This window comes from Bartonella sp. CB10SXKL (genome assembly GCF_042195515.1).
Classification (GTDB): Bacteria; Pseudomonadota; Alphaproteobacteria; order Rhizobiales; family Rhizobiaceae; genus Bartonella.
In genome coordinates, this window is sequence record NZ_JBHION010000009.1 from 67,953 (window position 1) to 85,128 (window position 17,176).

The 17,176-nt window shown below is 41.0% G+C and carries 18 protein-coding genes; all 18 read left to right on the forward strand.

What is annotated here, in order from left to right:
• Positions 1-69: 69 nt before the first annotated feature.
• Positions 70-1,431 (forward strand): PBSX family phage terminase large subunit, encoded by a 1,362-nt coding sequence (locus tag ACFIK3_RS06170; protein WP_375676410.1) that lies wholly within the window; start codon positions 70-72, stop codon positions 1,429-1,431.
• Positions 1,416-3,266 (forward strand): portal protein, encoded by a 1,851-nt coding sequence (locus ACFIK3_RS06175; RefSeq protein ID WP_375676411.1) that lies wholly within the window; start codon positions 1,416-1,418, stop codon positions 3,264-3,266. The genes ACFIK3_RS06170 and ACFIK3_RS06175 overlap by 16 nt, the downstream gene beginning before the upstream one ends.
• A gap of 151 nt (positions 3,267-3,417) precedes the next feature.
• Positions 3,418-3,573 (forward strand): hypothetical protein, encoded by a 156-nt coding sequence (locus tag ACFIK3_RS06180; RefSeq protein WP_375676412.1) that lies wholly within the window; start codon positions 3,418-3,420, stop codon positions 3,571-3,573.
• Positions 3,563-3,787, forward strand: a complete 225-nt coding sequence (locus tag ACFIK3_RS06185) for a hypothetical protein (protein WP_375676413.1) — start codon at positions 3,563-3,565, stop codon at positions 3,785-3,787. Before ACFIK3_RS06180 ends, ACFIK3_RS06185 begins: the two co-directional genes overlap by 11 nt.
• A gap of 191 nt (positions 3,788-3,978) precedes the next feature.
• Positions 3,979-4,752 (forward strand): hypothetical protein, encoded by a 774-nt coding sequence (locus ACFIK3_RS06190; protein WP_375676414.1) that lies wholly within the window; start codon positions 3,979-3,981, stop codon positions 4,750-4,752.
• Between the two features lie 163 nt (positions 4,753-4,915).
• Positions 4,916-5,101 carry a hypothetical protein gene (locus tag ACFIK3_RS06195; RefSeq protein WP_375676415.1) on the forward strand — a complete coding sequence of 62 codons (186 nt, stop codon included), beginning with the start codon at positions 4,916-4,918 and terminating at the stop codon, positions 5,099-5,101.
• Positions 5,102-5,305: 204 nt separating this feature from the next.
• Positions 5,306-6,424, forward strand: coding sequence for a N4-gp56 family major capsid protein (locus ACFIK3_RS06200; RefSeq protein ID WP_273791303.1), 1,119 nt, complete (start codon positions 5,306-5,308; stop codon positions 6,422-6,424).
• A gap of 83 nt (positions 6,425-6,507) precedes the next feature.
• Positions 6,508-7,203 (forward strand): hypothetical protein, encoded by a 696-nt coding sequence (locus ACFIK3_RS06205; RefSeq protein WP_375643517.1) that lies wholly within the window; start codon positions 6,508-6,510, stop codon positions 7,201-7,203.
• Between the two features lie 21 nt (positions 7,204-7,224).
• Complete coding sequence (locus ACFIK3_RS06210) at positions 7,225-7,368, forward strand: hypothetical protein (protein WP_375676416.1); 144 nt, start codon at positions 7,225-7,227, stop codon at positions 7,366-7,368.
• A 169-nt stretch (positions 7,369-7,537) separates the two neighbouring features.
• Positions 7,538-7,672, forward strand: a complete 135-nt coding sequence (locus ACFIK3_RS06215; RefSeq protein WP_273791306.1) for a hypothetical protein — start codon at positions 7,538-7,540, stop codon at positions 7,670-7,672.
• Between the two features lie 79 nt (positions 7,673-7,751).
• Entirely contained in the window at positions 7,752-9,215 is a 1,464-nt protein-coding gene (locus ACFIK3_RS06220) for a hypothetical protein (protein ID WP_375676417.1), read from the forward strand.
• 315 nt (positions 9,216-9,530) lie between these two features.
• The gene (locus tag ACFIK3_RS06225; protein WP_273791308.1) at positions 9,531-10,013 is read left to right on the forward strand and encodes a hypothetical protein; all 483 of its coding nucleotides are present in this window, start codon (positions 9,531-9,533) and stop codon (positions 10,011-10,013) included.
• A complete protein-coding gene (locus ACFIK3_RS06230; RefSeq protein ID WP_273791309.1) occupies positions 10,010-11,149 on the forward strand; it encodes a tail fiber domain-containing protein in 1,140 nt (379 codons plus the stop codon). Before ACFIK3_RS06225 ends, ACFIK3_RS06230 begins: the two co-directional genes overlap by 4 nt.
• Positions 11,146-12,150 (forward strand): phage tail protein, encoded by a 1,005-nt coding sequence (locus ACFIK3_RS06235; RefSeq protein ID WP_375676418.1) that lies wholly within the window; start codon positions 11,146-11,148, stop codon positions 12,148-12,150. Before ACFIK3_RS06230 ends, ACFIK3_RS06235 begins: the two co-directional genes overlap by 4 nt.
• A gap of 1,464 nt (positions 12,151-13,614) precedes the next feature.
• Positions 13,615-13,902, forward strand: coding sequence for a hypothetical protein (locus ACFIK3_RS06240; protein ID WP_273791311.1), 288 nt, complete (start codon positions 13,615-13,617; stop codon positions 13,900-13,902).
• 138 nt (positions 13,903-14,040) lie between these two features.
• Positions 14,041-14,406 (forward strand): hypothetical protein, encoded by a 366-nt coding sequence (locus tag ACFIK3_RS06245; RefSeq protein ID WP_273791312.1) that lies wholly within the window; start codon positions 14,041-14,043, stop codon positions 14,404-14,406.
• A 698-nt stretch (positions 14,407-15,104) separates the two neighbouring features.
• Positions 15,105-15,431 carry a hypothetical protein gene (locus ACFIK3_RS06250; protein ID WP_273791313.1) on the forward strand — a complete coding sequence of 109 codons (327 nt, stop codon included), beginning with the start codon at positions 15,105-15,107 and terminating at the stop codon, positions 15,429-15,431.
• A 90-nt stretch (positions 15,432-15,521) separates the two neighbouring features.
• Positions 15,522-16,319 carry a hypothetical protein gene (locus ACFIK3_RS06255; protein ID WP_375663605.1) on the forward strand — a complete coding sequence of 266 codons (798 nt, stop codon included), beginning with the start codon at positions 15,522-15,524 and terminating at the stop codon, positions 16,317-16,319.
• The last annotated feature ends 857 nt before the right edge of the window (positions 16,320-17,176 follow it).

The following is a 17,176-nucleotide window of genomic DNA, read 5'->3' on the forward strand; positions in this document are numbered from 1 at the left end:
TGGGATAATTAAACTTGGGATAAGCAAAAGAGTGAAGCGCAATTATTGCTAAAGTATGAAAAATTTATAATGAAAACTGTTCAGAAAATTTCTCAAAAAATTGAGCAGAATACGGCTCAAGTGGCTCTTATTCCAAAGCTTATTCCTGTTTTTACTGGAAATGCCGATGTGCGAGCCGCTTGGGGAGGACGCGGTTCTGGAAAAACACGTTCTTTTGCTTTGATGTCAGCTGTGGTGGGATATCGCCATGGAATGGCTGGAGAACGCGGTATTATTCTTTGTGCACGGCAATTTCAAAATTCTCTTAATGAAAGTTCTTTGGAAGAAATTAAACGCGCTATCGAAGCTTATCCTTTTTTACAAGATTATTATGAAATCGGTGATAAATATATTAAGTCAAAAGATGGACGGATTGTCTATGTGTTTGCTGGGCTTGATCGCAATATCGCAAGTATTAAATCAATGGGGCGCGTTTTCCTTTGTTGGGTCGATGAAGCCGAGCCCGTGACTGAGACTGCTTGGCAAACACTTATTCCAACTTTGCGCGAAGAAGGAAAAGATTGGAATGCAGAATTATGGGTCACATGGAACCCGTGCCATGAAAATGCAGCCGTGGAAAAACGTTTCCGAAATGTCGATAATCCTCATATCAAAGGGGTGGAAATCAATTGGCGTGATAATCCGCAATTTCCTGAAAAACTCAATCGTGATCGAATGGACGATTTGCAGCAAAGACCAGAGCAGTATAACCATATTTGGGAAGGCGAATATCTCCAAGCTGTCCAAGGGGCTTATTATCAGAAATGTCTTCTCGAAGCCGAAATGGAAGGGCGGATTACCACTGTTCCACGTGATCCTTTGATGCAGGTGAGAATCTTTTGGGATATCGGGGGAACAGGCGCAAAGGCTGATGCTACCGCATTGTGGGTCGCGCAGTTTGTTGGACGGGAAATCCGAGTGCTCGATTATTATGAAGCCCAAGGTCAACCTCTCTCAGAACATGTGGGGTGGGTCTTTCAAAGGGGATATGAAAAGGCTCTTATGGTTTTGCCTCATGATGGCGCAACAAAAGATCGTGTCTATAATGTGAGTTTTGAAAGTGCCCTTCAACAAGCCGGTTTTCAAACCAAAATAATTCCTAACCAAGGAACAGGCGCTGTGAAAATGCGTATCGAAGCCGTAAGGCGGTTGTTTCCTGCACTATGGTTTAATCGTGAAACGACATGTGCGGGCAGAAAAGCGCTTGCTTGGTATCATGAAAAGCGCGACGAACAGCGCAATATCGGACTAGGCGCTGAACATGATTGGGCAAGCCATGGGGCCGATGCCTTTGGACTGATGTGTGTGGCTTATGAACAGCCAAATGCTAGAGCGCGAAAAAAACCTTATCGCTCGTTTCACCATTCTCAAACTTCATGGATGGCTTTTTAATGAATAGTTCTACAGATTCTTCTTTTAATCAAATCGAAACGCTTGAAAATCAAGCTCTCTTTAAAAAACTCGTGGGTTGGTATCAGGATGATATTGATCATGTCGAAAAATGGCGAAAAAATGCCCAAGAAGATTACGATTTTTATAATGGACGGCAATGGAATGAGCAAGACTTGGCTGTCTTGCACGAACAAAACAGACCGGTTATGACTTTTAACCGTATTGCGCCTTTAATTAATGCCGTGATTGGGGCTGAGCGCAATAATAAAAGACAAGTGCAATTTATTCCACGACAAGAAGGGGCTGCCTTTGCAAACCAGATTTTGACAGGGGCGGCTGAGTGGTTTCGTGATGAAGCTGACGGGGAATACGAAGATTCCGATGCTTTTCAAGATGCAATTATTTGCGGAATGGGCTGGACAGATACACGCCTTGATTATGAACAAGATCCGCAAGGAAAACCAATCATTGCACGTTTAGACCCGATGAAAATGGTGTGGGATGCAAGTGCTGTCAAGTCTAATCTTATTGATGCACAACGCTTATGGTATATTGATGAAAAACCCCTTGCTGTGGCGCAGGAAATGTTTCCCCATGTTCATTGGAGTGACCTTAATGCTGATTGGGTTAAACATCAGAGTTTTTTACATTCAACCAGCGATGGGATGACACAAAGTTATCAGTCCGAGAGGGGGTCTCAAGGAGAAGAGGGGAGTGGTTATCAACGTCCTAAAATGGTGACATTGGTAGAATGTCGCTGGTTTGAACGCGAGGTGGTTTATAAAGTTCTTGAGCCTCTAAGTGGAAAGTTTGTCGATTATTCAGAGCAGGATTTCCAAAATTTAAGCAAAACCTTTCCTCATGTTCAAGCAACAAGGTTGAACAGAAAAATTGTCAAACGGGCATTTTTAGGTAGAAAGCTGCTTGAAGCGCCTGATAAGCCTTTGGTTCCACCCAATCAATTGGGATGGGAGTGTATTACCGGTACTTTTGATAAGTTAAGCCGGCAATTTTATGGAATTGTGCGCCCTACAAAAGATCCGCAACGGTGGGCAAACAAATATTTTAGTCAAGTGATGCATTTGCTCAATAGCCAATCAAAAGGCGGAATTATGGCAGAGCGCGATGCTTTTGATGATGATCGACAAGCCCTCGAGAGTTGGGCTAGAGCCGATAGTATTACTTGGTTGAAAAGTGGGGCGGTGTCTGGGGGAAGAATCCAGCCTAAACCCATGGCACAATTTCCGCAAGGGTTTTTCCAATTGTTTAATGAAGCAAAGAGCGCTCTCGAACAGGTGACGGGGTTGTCTTCTGAATTTATTGGGACGCGAGCTGTCAATCAGCCCGGCATTCTTGAGCAACAACGGCGACAATCGTCACTTAATCTTTTGGCTTCCTTTTTTGATGGGTTGCGTCGATATCGGCAACGACAGGGAAAAATTATTCTCTATCTTATTCAAAATTATCTGTCCGATGGGCGGTTGGTGCGTATTGCTGGTGATGAAAATGCCCAGTATGTGCCGCTGACACGCGAAATGGTGACAAGTTTGGAATATGATATTGTCGTGGATGATGCGCCAACAAGTCTTAATGAAAAAGAGCGTACTTTTGCACTGATCATGCAATTGCTGCCTTTGATGCAAAATTTTACAACGCCTGAGATTATGCTCGATCTCTTACGCTATTCGCCTTTACCGGCTTCACTTATTCATAAAATTGCGATAAAGGCGCAAAACTCTTTTCAAGAAGAGCAAAATGCCTCAGCGCAGATGGGGGATAATGTGGGGACAGAGCAGATAATGCAGATGTTGCAGACACTAAAGGCTCAACAATAGGACACTTTGTCATGCGTGACTTCTGATAAACGCCATATATCATAAATTGCTTATCGATTTTCGTAATGCATGGGCTCCCTTTTCTTAAAAGACCTGTTTTATAGGGCAGTGTTGTTGGGGGAACGCAAGGTAGAGAGGGAGGCTTGCCGTCATGTGGGGTGAACATGGTGGGGAATGGTGGGCGCAGAATGGGCTTATCGATTTTCGTAGTGCAATGGGCTCCCTTTTCTTAAAAGAACTGTTTTGTAGGGCAGGACTGTTGGGGGAACGCAAGGTGGAGAGGGAGGCTTGCCGTCATGTGGGGTGAACATGGTGGGGAATGGTGGGCGCAGAATGGGCTTATCGATTTCCATAGTGCAATGGGCTCCCTTTTCTTAAAAGACCTGTTTTGTAGGGCAGGACTGTTGGGAAAAGCAGGGTGGAGAGGGAGTTTTGCCGTCATGTGGGGTGAACATGGTGGGGAATGGTGGGCGCAGAATGGGCTTATCGATTTCCATAGTGCATGGGCTCCCTTTTCTTAAAAGACCTGTTTTGTAGGGCAGGACTGTTGGGAAAAGTAGGGTGGAGAGGGAGGCTTGCCGTCATGTGGGGTGAACATGGTGGGGAATGCTGGTGCTAAATGATGAGAGAGCATTGAGGGGATAAGTGCTTATGGGGCTGTTTTATCTGAAAAATTTTATTTTATTGTTAAAAAAAAGAGAAGGCTAATGTCATGGATCAAGAACACTTAACGCCGGCAGAACAAAACCAATTGAAACAAGATTTTCTGGTCTCAACACAAGAGGGAGAAAATGGTGAAATTGGAAGAGAAGAAAAAACTCTTGAAGATAATTTTCAAGGGCAAATGCTTCAACAACAGGACTCTTCGCAAAAGGCTGGAAAAGAGGTTCAAGGGGGCGAGGATGCTGCGCCAGATCCGCAAAAAGACTTTATGGGCTATATGCAATGGTTGGGAAAAACACTCCAAAAACAAGGGCTTGTACATGAAAAACAACAGTCTTCTCTGGCTCGCGAAGCAGAACAGTTGCATGCGTTTTTTCAGCAGTCTGTTGCCAGTGTTAAACAAAAGCATCATGATTTTGATCAAGCAGCTGATTTTATTTATGAAACACGGGCTAAACAATTGGCAGCTTGTGCTTCGCTCTATCCTGAGATGGCAGATCCCAAAAATATTGATGCGTTGATTGGTGATGAATTGAAGCAGATCTTGCGCGATTGTGCGCAAAAAAATCAAAATCCGGCTGAAGTGATTTACTCTATTGCACAAAAAATTGGCTACACAAATGTTCCCAATAACATGGGTGAAAATTTACAGGAAAGACACAATTCTGCACGTACTCTTGCTGCTTATAACGGCTTGACGCCAAATGGACCGATTTCTTTGGATATGCTTGATAAAATGTCAGAAGCAGAGTTTAGCGCTTGGGTTTCTGATCCTAAAAATAAAGCCGCTTTTAATCGTTTAATGGGGGGAAGAGAATTTTAAAAACAAGAATGTGGCAGGTGTTTTTTTCGGGAACGTTAAGAGGCTTTTGGCGCAGGAGAATGCGGGGGAGTGTTTTTTTCGGGAACGTGGAGCGGCTTTTAGCGTAGGAGAATGCGGGGGAGTGTTTTTTTCGGGAACGTTAAGAGGCTTTTAGCGCAGGAGAATGCGGGGGAGTGTTTTTTGCGGGAACGTGGAGCGGCTTTTGGCGGGGGAGAATGCGGGGGAGTGTTTTTTGCGGGAACGTGGAGCGGCTTTTGGCGGGGGAGAATGCGGGAGTGTTTTTTGCGGGAACGTGGAGCGGCTTTTGGCGGGGGAGAATGCGGGGGAGTGTTTTTTGCGGGAACGTTAAGAGGCTTTTGGCGCAGGAGAATGCGGGGGGGATTTCTCACAGCACGGATGTGGTGAGGAGAGCTCTTATAAGGGGGAGGCAGACGCTAACAGAAATTAGATAAAACTCACAAACAACCTATTCACCATTTGAAATGAAATGTGGTGTTTTAACAACCGGCGCTTTGCCGGGTTTTTTATGTCAATAAAACTTTTAGAGGACAAAATGACTGTAACTTATATCGGACTTAATGACCCAATGGCAGTGCGCACATGGTCTAAATTACTAAACCAAGAAGTCTCAAAAGCACTTCCAATTGCACCGTTGATTGGAAATGATTCAAACAGTATCGTACAATTAAAAGATGAAACCACAAAAGCAAGTGGGGATGCTATTAGCTTTAATTTGCGTGTGCAGTTGCTAGGCGATGGGGTGAGCGAAGGGCAGACATTGGAAGGCAATGAAGAAGCTTTACAGTTTCTCAATGATCGCTTGGCAATTAATGAACTCGTTCATGCCGTGCGTGTCAAAAATGAGGGAACGATTGATCAACAACGAATTCTCCATGATTTGCGCACCGAGGCAAAAAATGGTTTGGTTGATTGGTATGCAGATCGTCTGAGTATGATGTTCTTCATTCAAGTGTGTGGTTATACCGCAAAAACAATTAACTTTGAAGGACGCACGATTACCCTTAAACCTGTTCATTATGGGTTTAATGCGCCAACGGCACCAACCAATAAACGCGTGGTACGTCCTAACGATAAAGCAAAAGATGAGGACTTAAAAGAAGATGATGTTTTTGATCTCAGCTTGATTGATAAAGCGGTTGAACGGGCTAAATTGGCAAATCCTAAAATTAGACCCGTGCGGATCGATGGGGAAAATGTTTATGTGCTTTATCTTCATCCAACCCAAGTGACACAATTGCGAACCAATACTGATGCGGGGCAATGGCTCGACATTACTAAGGCAATCTATAGTGGAAGTCGTATCAAAAATCCGCTCTATGATGGGTCTTTGGGCATGTATAATGGTGTGGTTTTGCGCGAAGCTGAACATATTACTGAAGGGGTCGAAGCTGGAACCGCTAATAAAGCTGTGCCAAATGTGCGGCGGGCTGTTCTGCTTGGTGCGCAGAGTGCTGTGATTGCTTTTGGTAAAGATCGAGGGGCGACACGCTATAAATTGGTGGAAGAACTCTTCGACTATGAAAGAGAATTCGGGGTTGCGGCAAAAACCATTATTGGTATGAAAAAAACTTGCTTTACCTTGCCAGGGAGTACGCAAGGGGCTCAGGATTTTGGCACTATTGTCATCCCAACTTATGGAGCACCCGCTTAAAGCGAATGTTTGCTCTCTTCCCCCAACAAGAGGGATCTGTTGGGGGAAAAATTTAAAATGCTTCCAGAAACAAGGACAGGCTTATGACCACTTTATCCACTGATCCCCAAAATCTAAACCTTACACATTCAGACCATTCTAAAACTTTTGCTTATATGGTCGCGCTTATTCAAGATGAAATTGATGATACAACAGCGGAATATTCCCTGCAAATTCAAGATTCAATTTTTACGGCTTTGCGTTTGTGTGAACGCGAACCCTTTTTCTTTAATGAAAAAAGAGAAAGGACGTTTAAAACACAGAGTGGTAAAACATGGTATGGGCAAGAAGAGGGGGTTTTTATTGAAGCAGAAAAGAGTTTGGAGGGCGTCTTTTTAGTAACAAAGAATGCAACACCAACAAAGTTGTTCTTTAAGCCCTTGGAAGTGTTGCATCAACAATATGGTATGCATCCTGCGCTAGGAACGCCATTCTTTTATACGTACCTTGATCAAAAAATAGGACTCTTTCCAACACCAGAACATGTGGAAACTGTACAGCTTTCTTATGCTCCTGTTCATTTTGCTGATGAACAGCTGAAAGAGGATGATAACCCTTGGTTGATTTATGCTTTTGATCTTATTAAAGCACGGGCAAAATATGAACTTTATAAAAATATTCTTAAAGATCCTGAATATGCCGCCGTTTCTTTCAGAGATTTTCAAGAACAGCTTCAAGCTTTGCGCATTGAAACATCGCGCCAAAAAGGTTCTTCAAAGATTCGCCCAATGCGTTTTTAAAAAGTTCATTTCAAATCGTTTATGGCTGGTGTTGAAGGTTGGTTTAGCACTGGTGGCTGGTTTGTCACTTATGGCTGGATTTGCGCGTTGGGTGTTGATGGTGAAGGGCTGGTGGATGGCGTTAGGGTGGCCATTATTTATGGTATCGTTTTTTTGGTGCGTTAAACAACCTAAGGTTGTTTGTTTTGTTGAATTTTATGCCTTTAGAGTTTTAAGGGCTTTTGTGGTTTTTTATCAATAAGCCTTGGTGTTTTGAATGGCACTGAGCTTTTCAAAGATTTTATGGGGGGGCTCTTGATGGCTCTTTCCCCCGTCATTGTGGGGGTTGATGTGATTGCGGGCAGTTGATTTTGGTTTGGCGCTGGTGGATGGCGTTGGGGTGGCCATTATTTATGGTATCGTTTTTTTTGGTGCGTTAAACAATCTAAGGTTGTTTATTTTGTTGAATTTTATGCCTTTAGAGTTTTAAGGGCTTTTGTGGTTTTTTATCAATAAGCCTTGGTGTTTTGAATGGCACTGGGCTCTTCAAAGATTTTATGGGGGTCTTGATGGCTTTTTTCCCAATCGCTGATTATCGACCCGATGTGGCGGATATCAATGGAATTTTTACCGATGAACTTGTTAATGTGCTCCCGGCCGATGGCTCCTATATCCCTATGCCAAGTTTTGAACCTTTATCAGAGCCTTGTCCGGAGCCAATCTTAGGCACTCTTGCGGTTAAAACAAAAAATGGGGTTTCTATTATTGTCGGGACAAGAGATAAAATCTACTTACTTGATAATACAACAATGAACTGGAAAGATATTAGCCAAAAAGGAAAACCTTATCTGGCTAATGTTGATGCTCCGTGGTCTTTTGCTTTGTTTGGTGATTTTATCATTGCTGTGAATGCCAATGATAAACCACAAGTGATTGATATTAATCATGATAAAACATTTAGAAATTTAGGAGGAAATCCACCACAGGCAGGGATTGTTCGAATCTGGGGAGATTTCGTTTGTTTGATGAAATTAACTGAGTATCCAAGACGGGTTCATTGGTCTGGATTAAATGATGCTGAATTTTGGACCGTGGGAAAAAAAAGTTGTGATTATCAAGATTTTCCTGATGGCGGATTCGTCCAAGGGGCAACGGAGACAACAAATCCAATTATCTTTATGCGTTCTGCAATCTATGCTGGTTCTTTTATTCCTGGCTCTAAGATTATTTTTAGTTTCCAAAAAATCCACGATAAACGAGGCGCAAAAAATGCTGAATCAATTGTTTGTAGAGGCGATTTAGCATTCTTTGCCGATGAGGGCGGGTTTTATCAAATAACAAATGAGGGACAGATTATACCCATTGGGTTCGAAAAAGTCGATCGAACGATGACCGCAAAATCAAGGCAGGATAATCTGTACACTCTGTCTGCTGCTATCGATGGGGTGTATAATCGTGTTTATTGGATGGTTGATTCTGATGAGAACCTTCATAAACGTATCTTGCTCATTTATGATTGGGGATTGCAAAAATGGACAAAAGCTCTCGTCGATATCAAAATGATATTGCCTATTTTCTTAGCAGGAACAACCCTAGAAGGTCTTGATTTTGTGACTAAGAATATTGACGATTTGTCCTTTTCTCTCGATAGTAAAGCTTGGAAAAATGAATCGCCTATTCTGGGGGCATTTGATCAACAGGGGAGACTGGGTTCGTTTTCTGGGGGTCCTATGGCTTGTGTCGTGACATCACAAGAAATGGGGCAGACAAATGGCATGATAACACGGGTGAAAAATATTATGCCTCAAGTCAATAGTGGAAAGTTTTATTTGTCTGTGGGAATGCGCTTTCGACAATCTCTTGAAGAGGAAACTGTTTGGTTGCCAGAAAAACAGCCCTCTTATAATACTGGACAAATTCACTGTCGTGCAAGGGCACGGTTTTATCGCTTTAAATTGCGTATTCCTGAAGGGGTGAATTGGACTCATGTCACTGGATTTGATGTGGAATTGACGCGGGCCGGCATGCGATAGGCATGCCCTTTTGTAATATCATGCGATAGGCTCAAGCCTCTATTATTAAAGAACAAATGCCCCATAGGCTTCCCAAACCTTTATAAACAAAGGCACAATGCGATAAGCTGTGTCTTTATAATATGAAGAACAAGGTGGTGCGTTATGTTTCATGCTTTTCTGCGATAAAGGAAAATAGGCTGCACCATGGTTTATTTTTATAAAGAAAAAAGTTCCCTCTTTGTTGTGACAAAGGGATGATGGGGCTTTTTTCTTTTATTGTGCGGGGGGCATGGAATGCGTGAAATGCGTAGACGGAATGTTATTTGAGGGGAGATGAGTGACAAAGCTAAAAGAGCTAAAATTATGATACAAGAGAGTCAAGATTTATATTCTGCTCATCTGACAGAGCAGTGGCCATGGGAAAAAATAGCTCCCTATCAAGAGGCTCTCAATGCTGCATTGAAAAAATATGTTCAGCGCTTTCCGGATGATGTTTGTCTGGAAAAAATTGCTGAAGAAATCGCTACAGGACAAGCACAATTGTGGCTGGTCTTAAAAAATAAAATCCAATTTAGTGCTTTTGCAATTACCAAAGTTGAAATAACCCATACGGGAAAAAAATGCGTCGTTCTCTCTGATCTTGCTGGAGAGGGAGGGCTGAAATTGGTCAAATTGATTGATGAAGTCGAAAAATGGGCGCGAACAATTAATGCTGAAGAAATGCACATGTTTGGAAGAACTGGATGGGCGAAAAAGCTCGCTCATCACGGATATTCTCGTAATCTTATTCAATATAGAAAGGTTCTGAACCCATGAGTAGAAAAACCACACCTCAAGTGCAGACAACAACACAAACAAATGCTCCACCTGCTTGGGCGGCTGATATTCTTAAACAAGCCAGTGCTGATGCACTTGGACTTTATAATAAAGGAATTGGCGGAAACGTTTATCAGGGAGACAGAGTCGCTGGTCTTAGCAATATGACAAAAAATGCGCTGACCGGTTTACAACAAGCAGCAGGGCTCTATAACAATCCAACGGTAACGCAATGGTTGAATGCACCAACCAACAGCGCTACAAATCTTTCCGGTATGGCTAAGGGAAGCTGGATTGGAAGCAATAGTAAATTTAATACTGCATTGCAAAATGCTCTGAATAAAACGTCCGATGCAATTAATCAATCGATGTCGGGAGCAGGACGTTATGGCTCTGGGGCTCATACTGGTGTGCTGGCCGATGAGTTAGGCGCCTTGGCAACAAATGCTGCAGCACAGCAATATAATCAAGATATTAACAATATGATGAATGCAAACCAGATGATTGATCGCTCTCAGAATGATCAAGTTAATGCGGCAAATAGCTATTATCAAGGACAGAGTAACGTGCAAAGCAATGCTTTGAAAGGGGGCATGATTCAAGATATAAACCGCCAAAATGTCTTAGATGCTGAACGCCAAAAATGGTCAGAAAAAGATAATCAAGATTGGAACCGATTGCAAAGCTTGTTACAGGTAGGGACACAGGCTGCTGGAAATTACGGAACGACTTCAGGAAAATCCACGACAATGCCTTCTGTGACAAAAGATCCATTGCGTGATGCGCAGCAAGTGCTTGGATTGGTCGGAGGAATTTTAGGGCTTTGTGATGTGAGAGCAAAAGAAAATATTATCCCTGTGGGGCAGAAAAAGGGATATCCACTTTATACCTTTAATTATAAGGGAAATCCACAACGTTATCAGGGCGTTATGGCGCAAGACGTGTTGCGTGTGAACCCTGAAGCTGTTTATGTCAATGCGAAAACAAAATTATTGCATGTTGATTATGACAAAATAGGCCTGAAAATGGAAAAAATGAAAATGGAGAAAATGCCGGCATCTAAAAATAAAATTGCGGCTTTCTTTTCTTCATTTTTTGCTCGTTTTCCCTTTTTGAATAAAGAGTATCTTCTATGAGTTCGATTTATGATTGGTCAATTGTTGCATCAGAAAATGCTTATGTCGACGAGAATATAAACTGGGCAGAAGGGCAACCGCCAAGCACAGTCAATGATAGTGCTCGCGCTATGATGCAACGCATCAAAGAATATTTGTTGGATAATGGGGGCGTGATTGAAACACAGTTTACTGTCGATGTGAAAAATGAGAGAACGTCACTTCGTTTGGCAACAAAGTCTTTTTTTGAGACTTATATGGATGGCATTGTTGTGCGCTTTAAAGCACAAGGCGTCAACAGAGGAATAACAAATATTTCTTTAAATCAATTGCCGCCAAGACCAACTTATATGGCAACGCCAGAGGGTATTATGCCTTTAAAGGGCGGGGAAATTCAAAAAGGGGGGCTTTATGAAGTCGTCTATACGCGTGATATTGCCGGAAAAAATGCTGATGGCTGGTTTTTAACCAATCCTACTATAAAACTTCCTGAAATTCCGCCCTTTCCTCCTTTGCCTGAAACTTTTTCTTCTGGATTTATCGGGACTTTTGCTACAGAAAAAATACCCTCTGGATGGTTACTGTGTGATGGTAAAGAATATTCGCGAAGGAACTATGCTAATCTCTTTGCTGTTCTGGGAGAAACATGGGGAAAAGGAGACGGGAGAACAACATTCAATGTTCCCGATTTGCGTGGAATGTTTTTACGGGGGCTCGATAGTGGAAAAGAAATTGATAAAGGACGTCGCTTGGGAAGCCGACAAGAAGAGTCTTTTAAATCCCATACCCATGAGGGAAAAACAGATTCAACAGGTAACCACCAGCATAGTTATCCAATGATTGACGAAGTAGTTTGGGATATGAATCACGGTGAGTATTATAGACATCTGGCTCAAGTCTACAATAAAGATCGGTTAACGAAGGCTGCGGGAGAGCATGAACATAAGGTCTTGTTGCAAAAAACAGGGGGGGATGAAACACGCCCCATCAATATGGCGGTGGTTTATGCTGTCAAAGCCTGAGAATGAAAGCTGTGTGAGAGAAAGATAAAAATGCTAAAATGTTTGTTATGAAAAAAAGTCTTATTGAATATAAAGTCTTATAGAATATATTGTGCAGAAAGTTTTGAGGCGCTTTAGAAAAAACTCAACTCTCTTTATTTTTTGTGCTGCCTTTGTTGGATGTCTAAAGGTCAGTTTGCCTATTGTTCTTTAGAGGATCAAGACAGTGATTATTGAAGGTAGAGGGAGAACAAAAAACTTTCTTTATTCATGGCGTTTTTTACTGAGGAATAAAGATTTTATCCCAAATGCCTCTCTCTTGTGGTGTCGTGATCCATTATTTCAAGTGCTGGGTTTAAAGCGCTGCTGTGCGATGACAAAAAAACCATGGGTAAAATTTATCCTATTATACCGTAAAACACCGTCATTAAAACACTATTATTGAAGGTGGTTATATCAGTAAGATAGCTTAAAGTATTTAATACATTAGCAATTGTTTAGAGAAGGATTTGCTTGGTTAAGTATTATGCAAGTGAATCATATAAGTGAGCAGCAGACGGAATCCTTTCAGAAGAGTTGGATTGTTTACAAACCGATGTGGGCTAAAATCTTCGTCCTTTTAGGTGGTGGAAAGAGGTCAACGGATATGTTTATTTAAAGCGAGAAAAGGCAAAATGGAGCGCTTTCTTTTTTGGCAAAGCGTGTAGGAAAAAAGGGCTCTTTGCTTTCAAAATGGTCGCACTGTTTTCAAAATGGGTGCACTGTTGGCAAGAGCAGCAGGTTGGCGATGCGTTGTAGTACATGGTGAGGCATTGAACTCTCTTAGATGGCATTTTGTGCTTATCAGGCAACTTCTTGAAACAGAATGAGAGTGATACGAGAAAATCTGTAAGACAATAGTTTATCCCATTGTGTTGTAAAATAATATTGTTTGAGATGCGGTTAAAATTTTATGCATGGGATGCCTTTCGTCTGTGCGTATTCTTAAAACAGCTTTTTTTGTAGAATAACTCTAGACAAGGCTGCATTACAAGGTTGCATTACAAGGATGCCTTTGAAAGGGGAAGCTGAGTCAAATCCGTTAGATAAGAAGCCAGATTGTTAACAGACTGTTGTTTATCGATTGGCATTATTTAAAGACCGGTGGGGGTGGCTTTGTCCTTTTGGGGAAAGCTGACACAGCATGCAAGGCGATCATGCATTTTTCTTTGGTTTCAGCTGGTAAAATCATCATTTTAGGTGGAAAACAGAATATAATCTAAAAAAATACCTTGTAAAAATTTTCGATGAGGAAATTTTTTTCAAAAGCCTTTCACATGATTGTCTGAGATTGTCTGAGATTGTCTGAGATTGTCTGAGATTGTCTGAGATTGTCTGAGATTGTCTGAGATTGTCTGAGGTTTTCTGAGAAATGCAAGAGCCGTACAACGGAAAAAGATATTCAAATGCTTAATACGCGTTTAGCTTATCAAAAAGGGGGATATAATGGCACTTTTTCCATTTTCTATTGCTGATATTGATGATCCTGAATGTATTCGTGTGGTTCTTTATGCTAGCGGAAGAATGGGACATGCTCCTTTGAATGCTCTGTTGAAGCAAACACGTCAAGATCTCCAATGTTTTGATAAAATACAGACTCAAAATATTCTCCAACTTACACAGCGTTTGGATATTTTAGAACAACAATTGAAAACGATTATCAAAGATCTTGAAGATGTGAAACACAAACAAGACGCTGAAGAAGCGGATAAAAGTAAAACGATGGGTGATTAACCATCTCGATTTGTGTCTCTATGGGATTTAGCTCCTTTAAAGCAGTGAGATAGATAGTTGTGAACAGGATAGTTATTTGCCTGTCCATAGAGCATTTATTTTTTTGATCAACCAAAAATGAAAAAGAGGTATTCTATAATGAAAAAATTGATTTTAATATTTTTAGCTTTGTGTCTTACTGGACCAGCTTCTGCACGTTTGAGGACTATTTCAGATGATTGTTCAGATATCGGCGGAACAATGGTTCGATCACAAATCATCAATAATATTTCTGTCATTCCATATAAAAATTTGCAAGGGGTAAATATTCTCTCTGTTTTGGAAACGAGGCCTACAGAAGAGCCAGAAATGTCACAAATTACAGGAAGAACATTTCATATTCAAAGTCCTGAGATTGTTGAGCTGGCCTATAGAGCTTACAGTACATCGCAATTCGTTGATATTTGTTACAGAAGTAACTATCCAATCAATGTTATTCGAGGGCTGAGAGTGCGTGATAATTAAGCGTATTATCTGTATTCGTTGTGACTTAAATAAGTGATGCTTGGAAAATGGTCAATCTTCTACACTAAGGTTATTTTAACCCTAGCAGTTTTCTGATTTACAGTTTTTACTCAGAGTATAATCGTTCATGTTTTACAGAATTCATGAGTGATCGGTATTGAGGATCTATCTTAAGATATTCAACTACAGTTTTTTCTATTTTAAACTGAGTAATTTTGCATCAATCGTCGTTTGAGCTTAGATGGCAATTTCATTCTAGCGTTTGGTGTTAGAAAGATTTTAAGCGTAGTGAGGCTGTAAATACTTGTCTTAATTGTCTTTGTTGACAGTATGCCGCTTGCGATAGGCAATAAATCATAGACACATTTTGAATCCGTAGAATGCACGTACATTAACAATGGCAGACATTTTCAGTGGTAGTATTGCCAATGATAGAGCTTGTGCATGCGATGTTTTGTTGTGTGAATAAGTCATCATTCACGCGGCACCAATAAGGGAAGGCTTTGCTGTAGAGCCTGTAAAATAAATCGTGCAACAGCGGGGTAGGGGTCAGAATAGACTGAGATGAGGCAGCCTTATCACGGGCTAAAGCTGGTCAAAATTCTCGTCTTTAAGGAGGCGAGGAGGCTAAAAATATCCATTAGATTGAATGGGGATGCATTTCATGTCCGTTGCAATAAATTTAAAAGAGGTAAATTATGAAAAGTTTTTTGAAAAAAATATCCATTGTTTTGGTGATGATAGCATTAACAACAGGTGTTTCTCATGCTGGAGTTTATGAACAAAACGGTTATCTCAATTCGGTTCAAGTCGTTAGCGCAGGAGCACAATGTCGCCTAGAGCTCAGATACGGTATCAGCCCTACTTCAGACATTCAAAAAGGTATTTGGGGCTGTGATAACATTGTTGGAAAAAGTATTTTGGATTTGGCAAAAACCGCAGTCATTTTGAACAGAAAAGTAATGGTTATTTTTGAAGCGGGTCATGTGCCAGCAAAAAGGGTTTTAGCCATCACTTTAAAATAAGATCAATAGGGGTTTTTCTCCCTTTTTATATCTGTAACGCTTCAAGAGGTTACAGGTATAAAATATGGAGTGTATATCAAAGGTATAAAAATGTTTCAAAGAGCATTCTCAGTATTTTTAGTGACAGTTTTATTTTTTTTCTTTTCAGATGTAAATCTGTCATATGCTATTGATCCTCCCCATATGGTTTTCCGTATAGATGATCGCTCTCCATCTGTTATATTCTTTGGAGGAGGTTTTGCCCCTTGGGGGGATGATCAGGATATCATACATCATGTAACTGGGCACTCTATTGCTCAACAGACTTCAGCATTTGTGTCTACAACTGCAAGTATGGATGCAGTTTACAGAATGGCGCGGCAACAGATTGCTAATAATCCTGATGAAACGTACTGGCTATATGAAATTATTCCAGATATAAATTTTTATTATGTTCCTAACTCACTCTTTGATACAGCCATGTCTGCTGACAACGTTGTTCAACATGAACAAGTTATGGATCTTTATTATGCATATTTATGGCAGGATGAATGGGCTTCGCTGGGGGCAATCAATACAAATCATATATACTCTGCAAGAAGTATTATGCAGCAAGCGAATGGTGATATTGTCATTGGTCCTAGAACCTTTAATTCTCTTTTTGTTGCCGCTCCATCACAAGTAAATTCGGGGACACTTCCTTCACAAGATTACACTTTTTTATCAGCTTATTATTCTGATAGCGAGGATGCGTTATCTCCAATGTCACTGGCATTTCTTGTAGAATCCTGTAACAGCTCTTCATCCAGTGGTCATATGGAGCGTTCTGGGGATTCTTCCTGCAGCACATACAAACATTCTGTTGATGATATTATGTATAAAATGAATCTATGGTATGAAGCTCTTTAAAGAATTACAGCTATATCTTGCTATTTAATCAAAAACAAAAAAGTAGGGAGATAGCGCATTTCTGTTTTATTTGATTGGTTCTGATGCGCATAGTGCGTAGGGCAGAGAAAATTTTTCGGTATTATGAAGTGTGATAGGGGTGCTATAAAGCATAGGTGTGACATCATCAAAAATGGAAGCGTTGATTTAACAGTATTTGTTGATCTCGATTAGAAAGTCCGTTCTTTTCTTTGTTTGGAGTTTTACATCAATAATTTCTTATCTTGTTGTCGTGCTGCCTTTTGAGAGTGCGGTGATAGAAGGCGTGTAAGATTTTATATATTGAAGTGTTTGTGTGTGGTGAATATGAGGGGTGTTTTTTCGTCATGTGATGAACTCTTCGGGCGGTGGGGATTTTGTCCATAAAGCGTCATAAAATATCGCTTTTTGTTCTATGGTGATAGAGATCCCATGAGGGGGAAAGAAGAAGGGGAAAGTCAAGTGGATTTTGCGAGCCAATCATGTAAACTGGAACGAATTCCATGCGGATATAAATCAGGTTCTGTTTGTTGCATATAGCGCTATTTGTTGCATAACTTGTGATAGCCAATTCTCTAAATAAAGGGATTTGACCGGTAGCAGAAAAAAGAAATCATTACGAGATAGCAAGAGTGCTTATTTCAGAATGTCTAATGCTTTTGCATGACATAAGGAACGCGAAACTCTGTCACGCCTTCCTTTCATATTTTCAAGTCTAGGGTTATCCATATATTTCCTTCAACTTGATCTTTATGCATGGGACACAAGGGAATTGGACACAAGGGAATTGGAGGCAAGGGAATTGGAGGCAAGAAATTAGGATGAACATTTTGGGATAA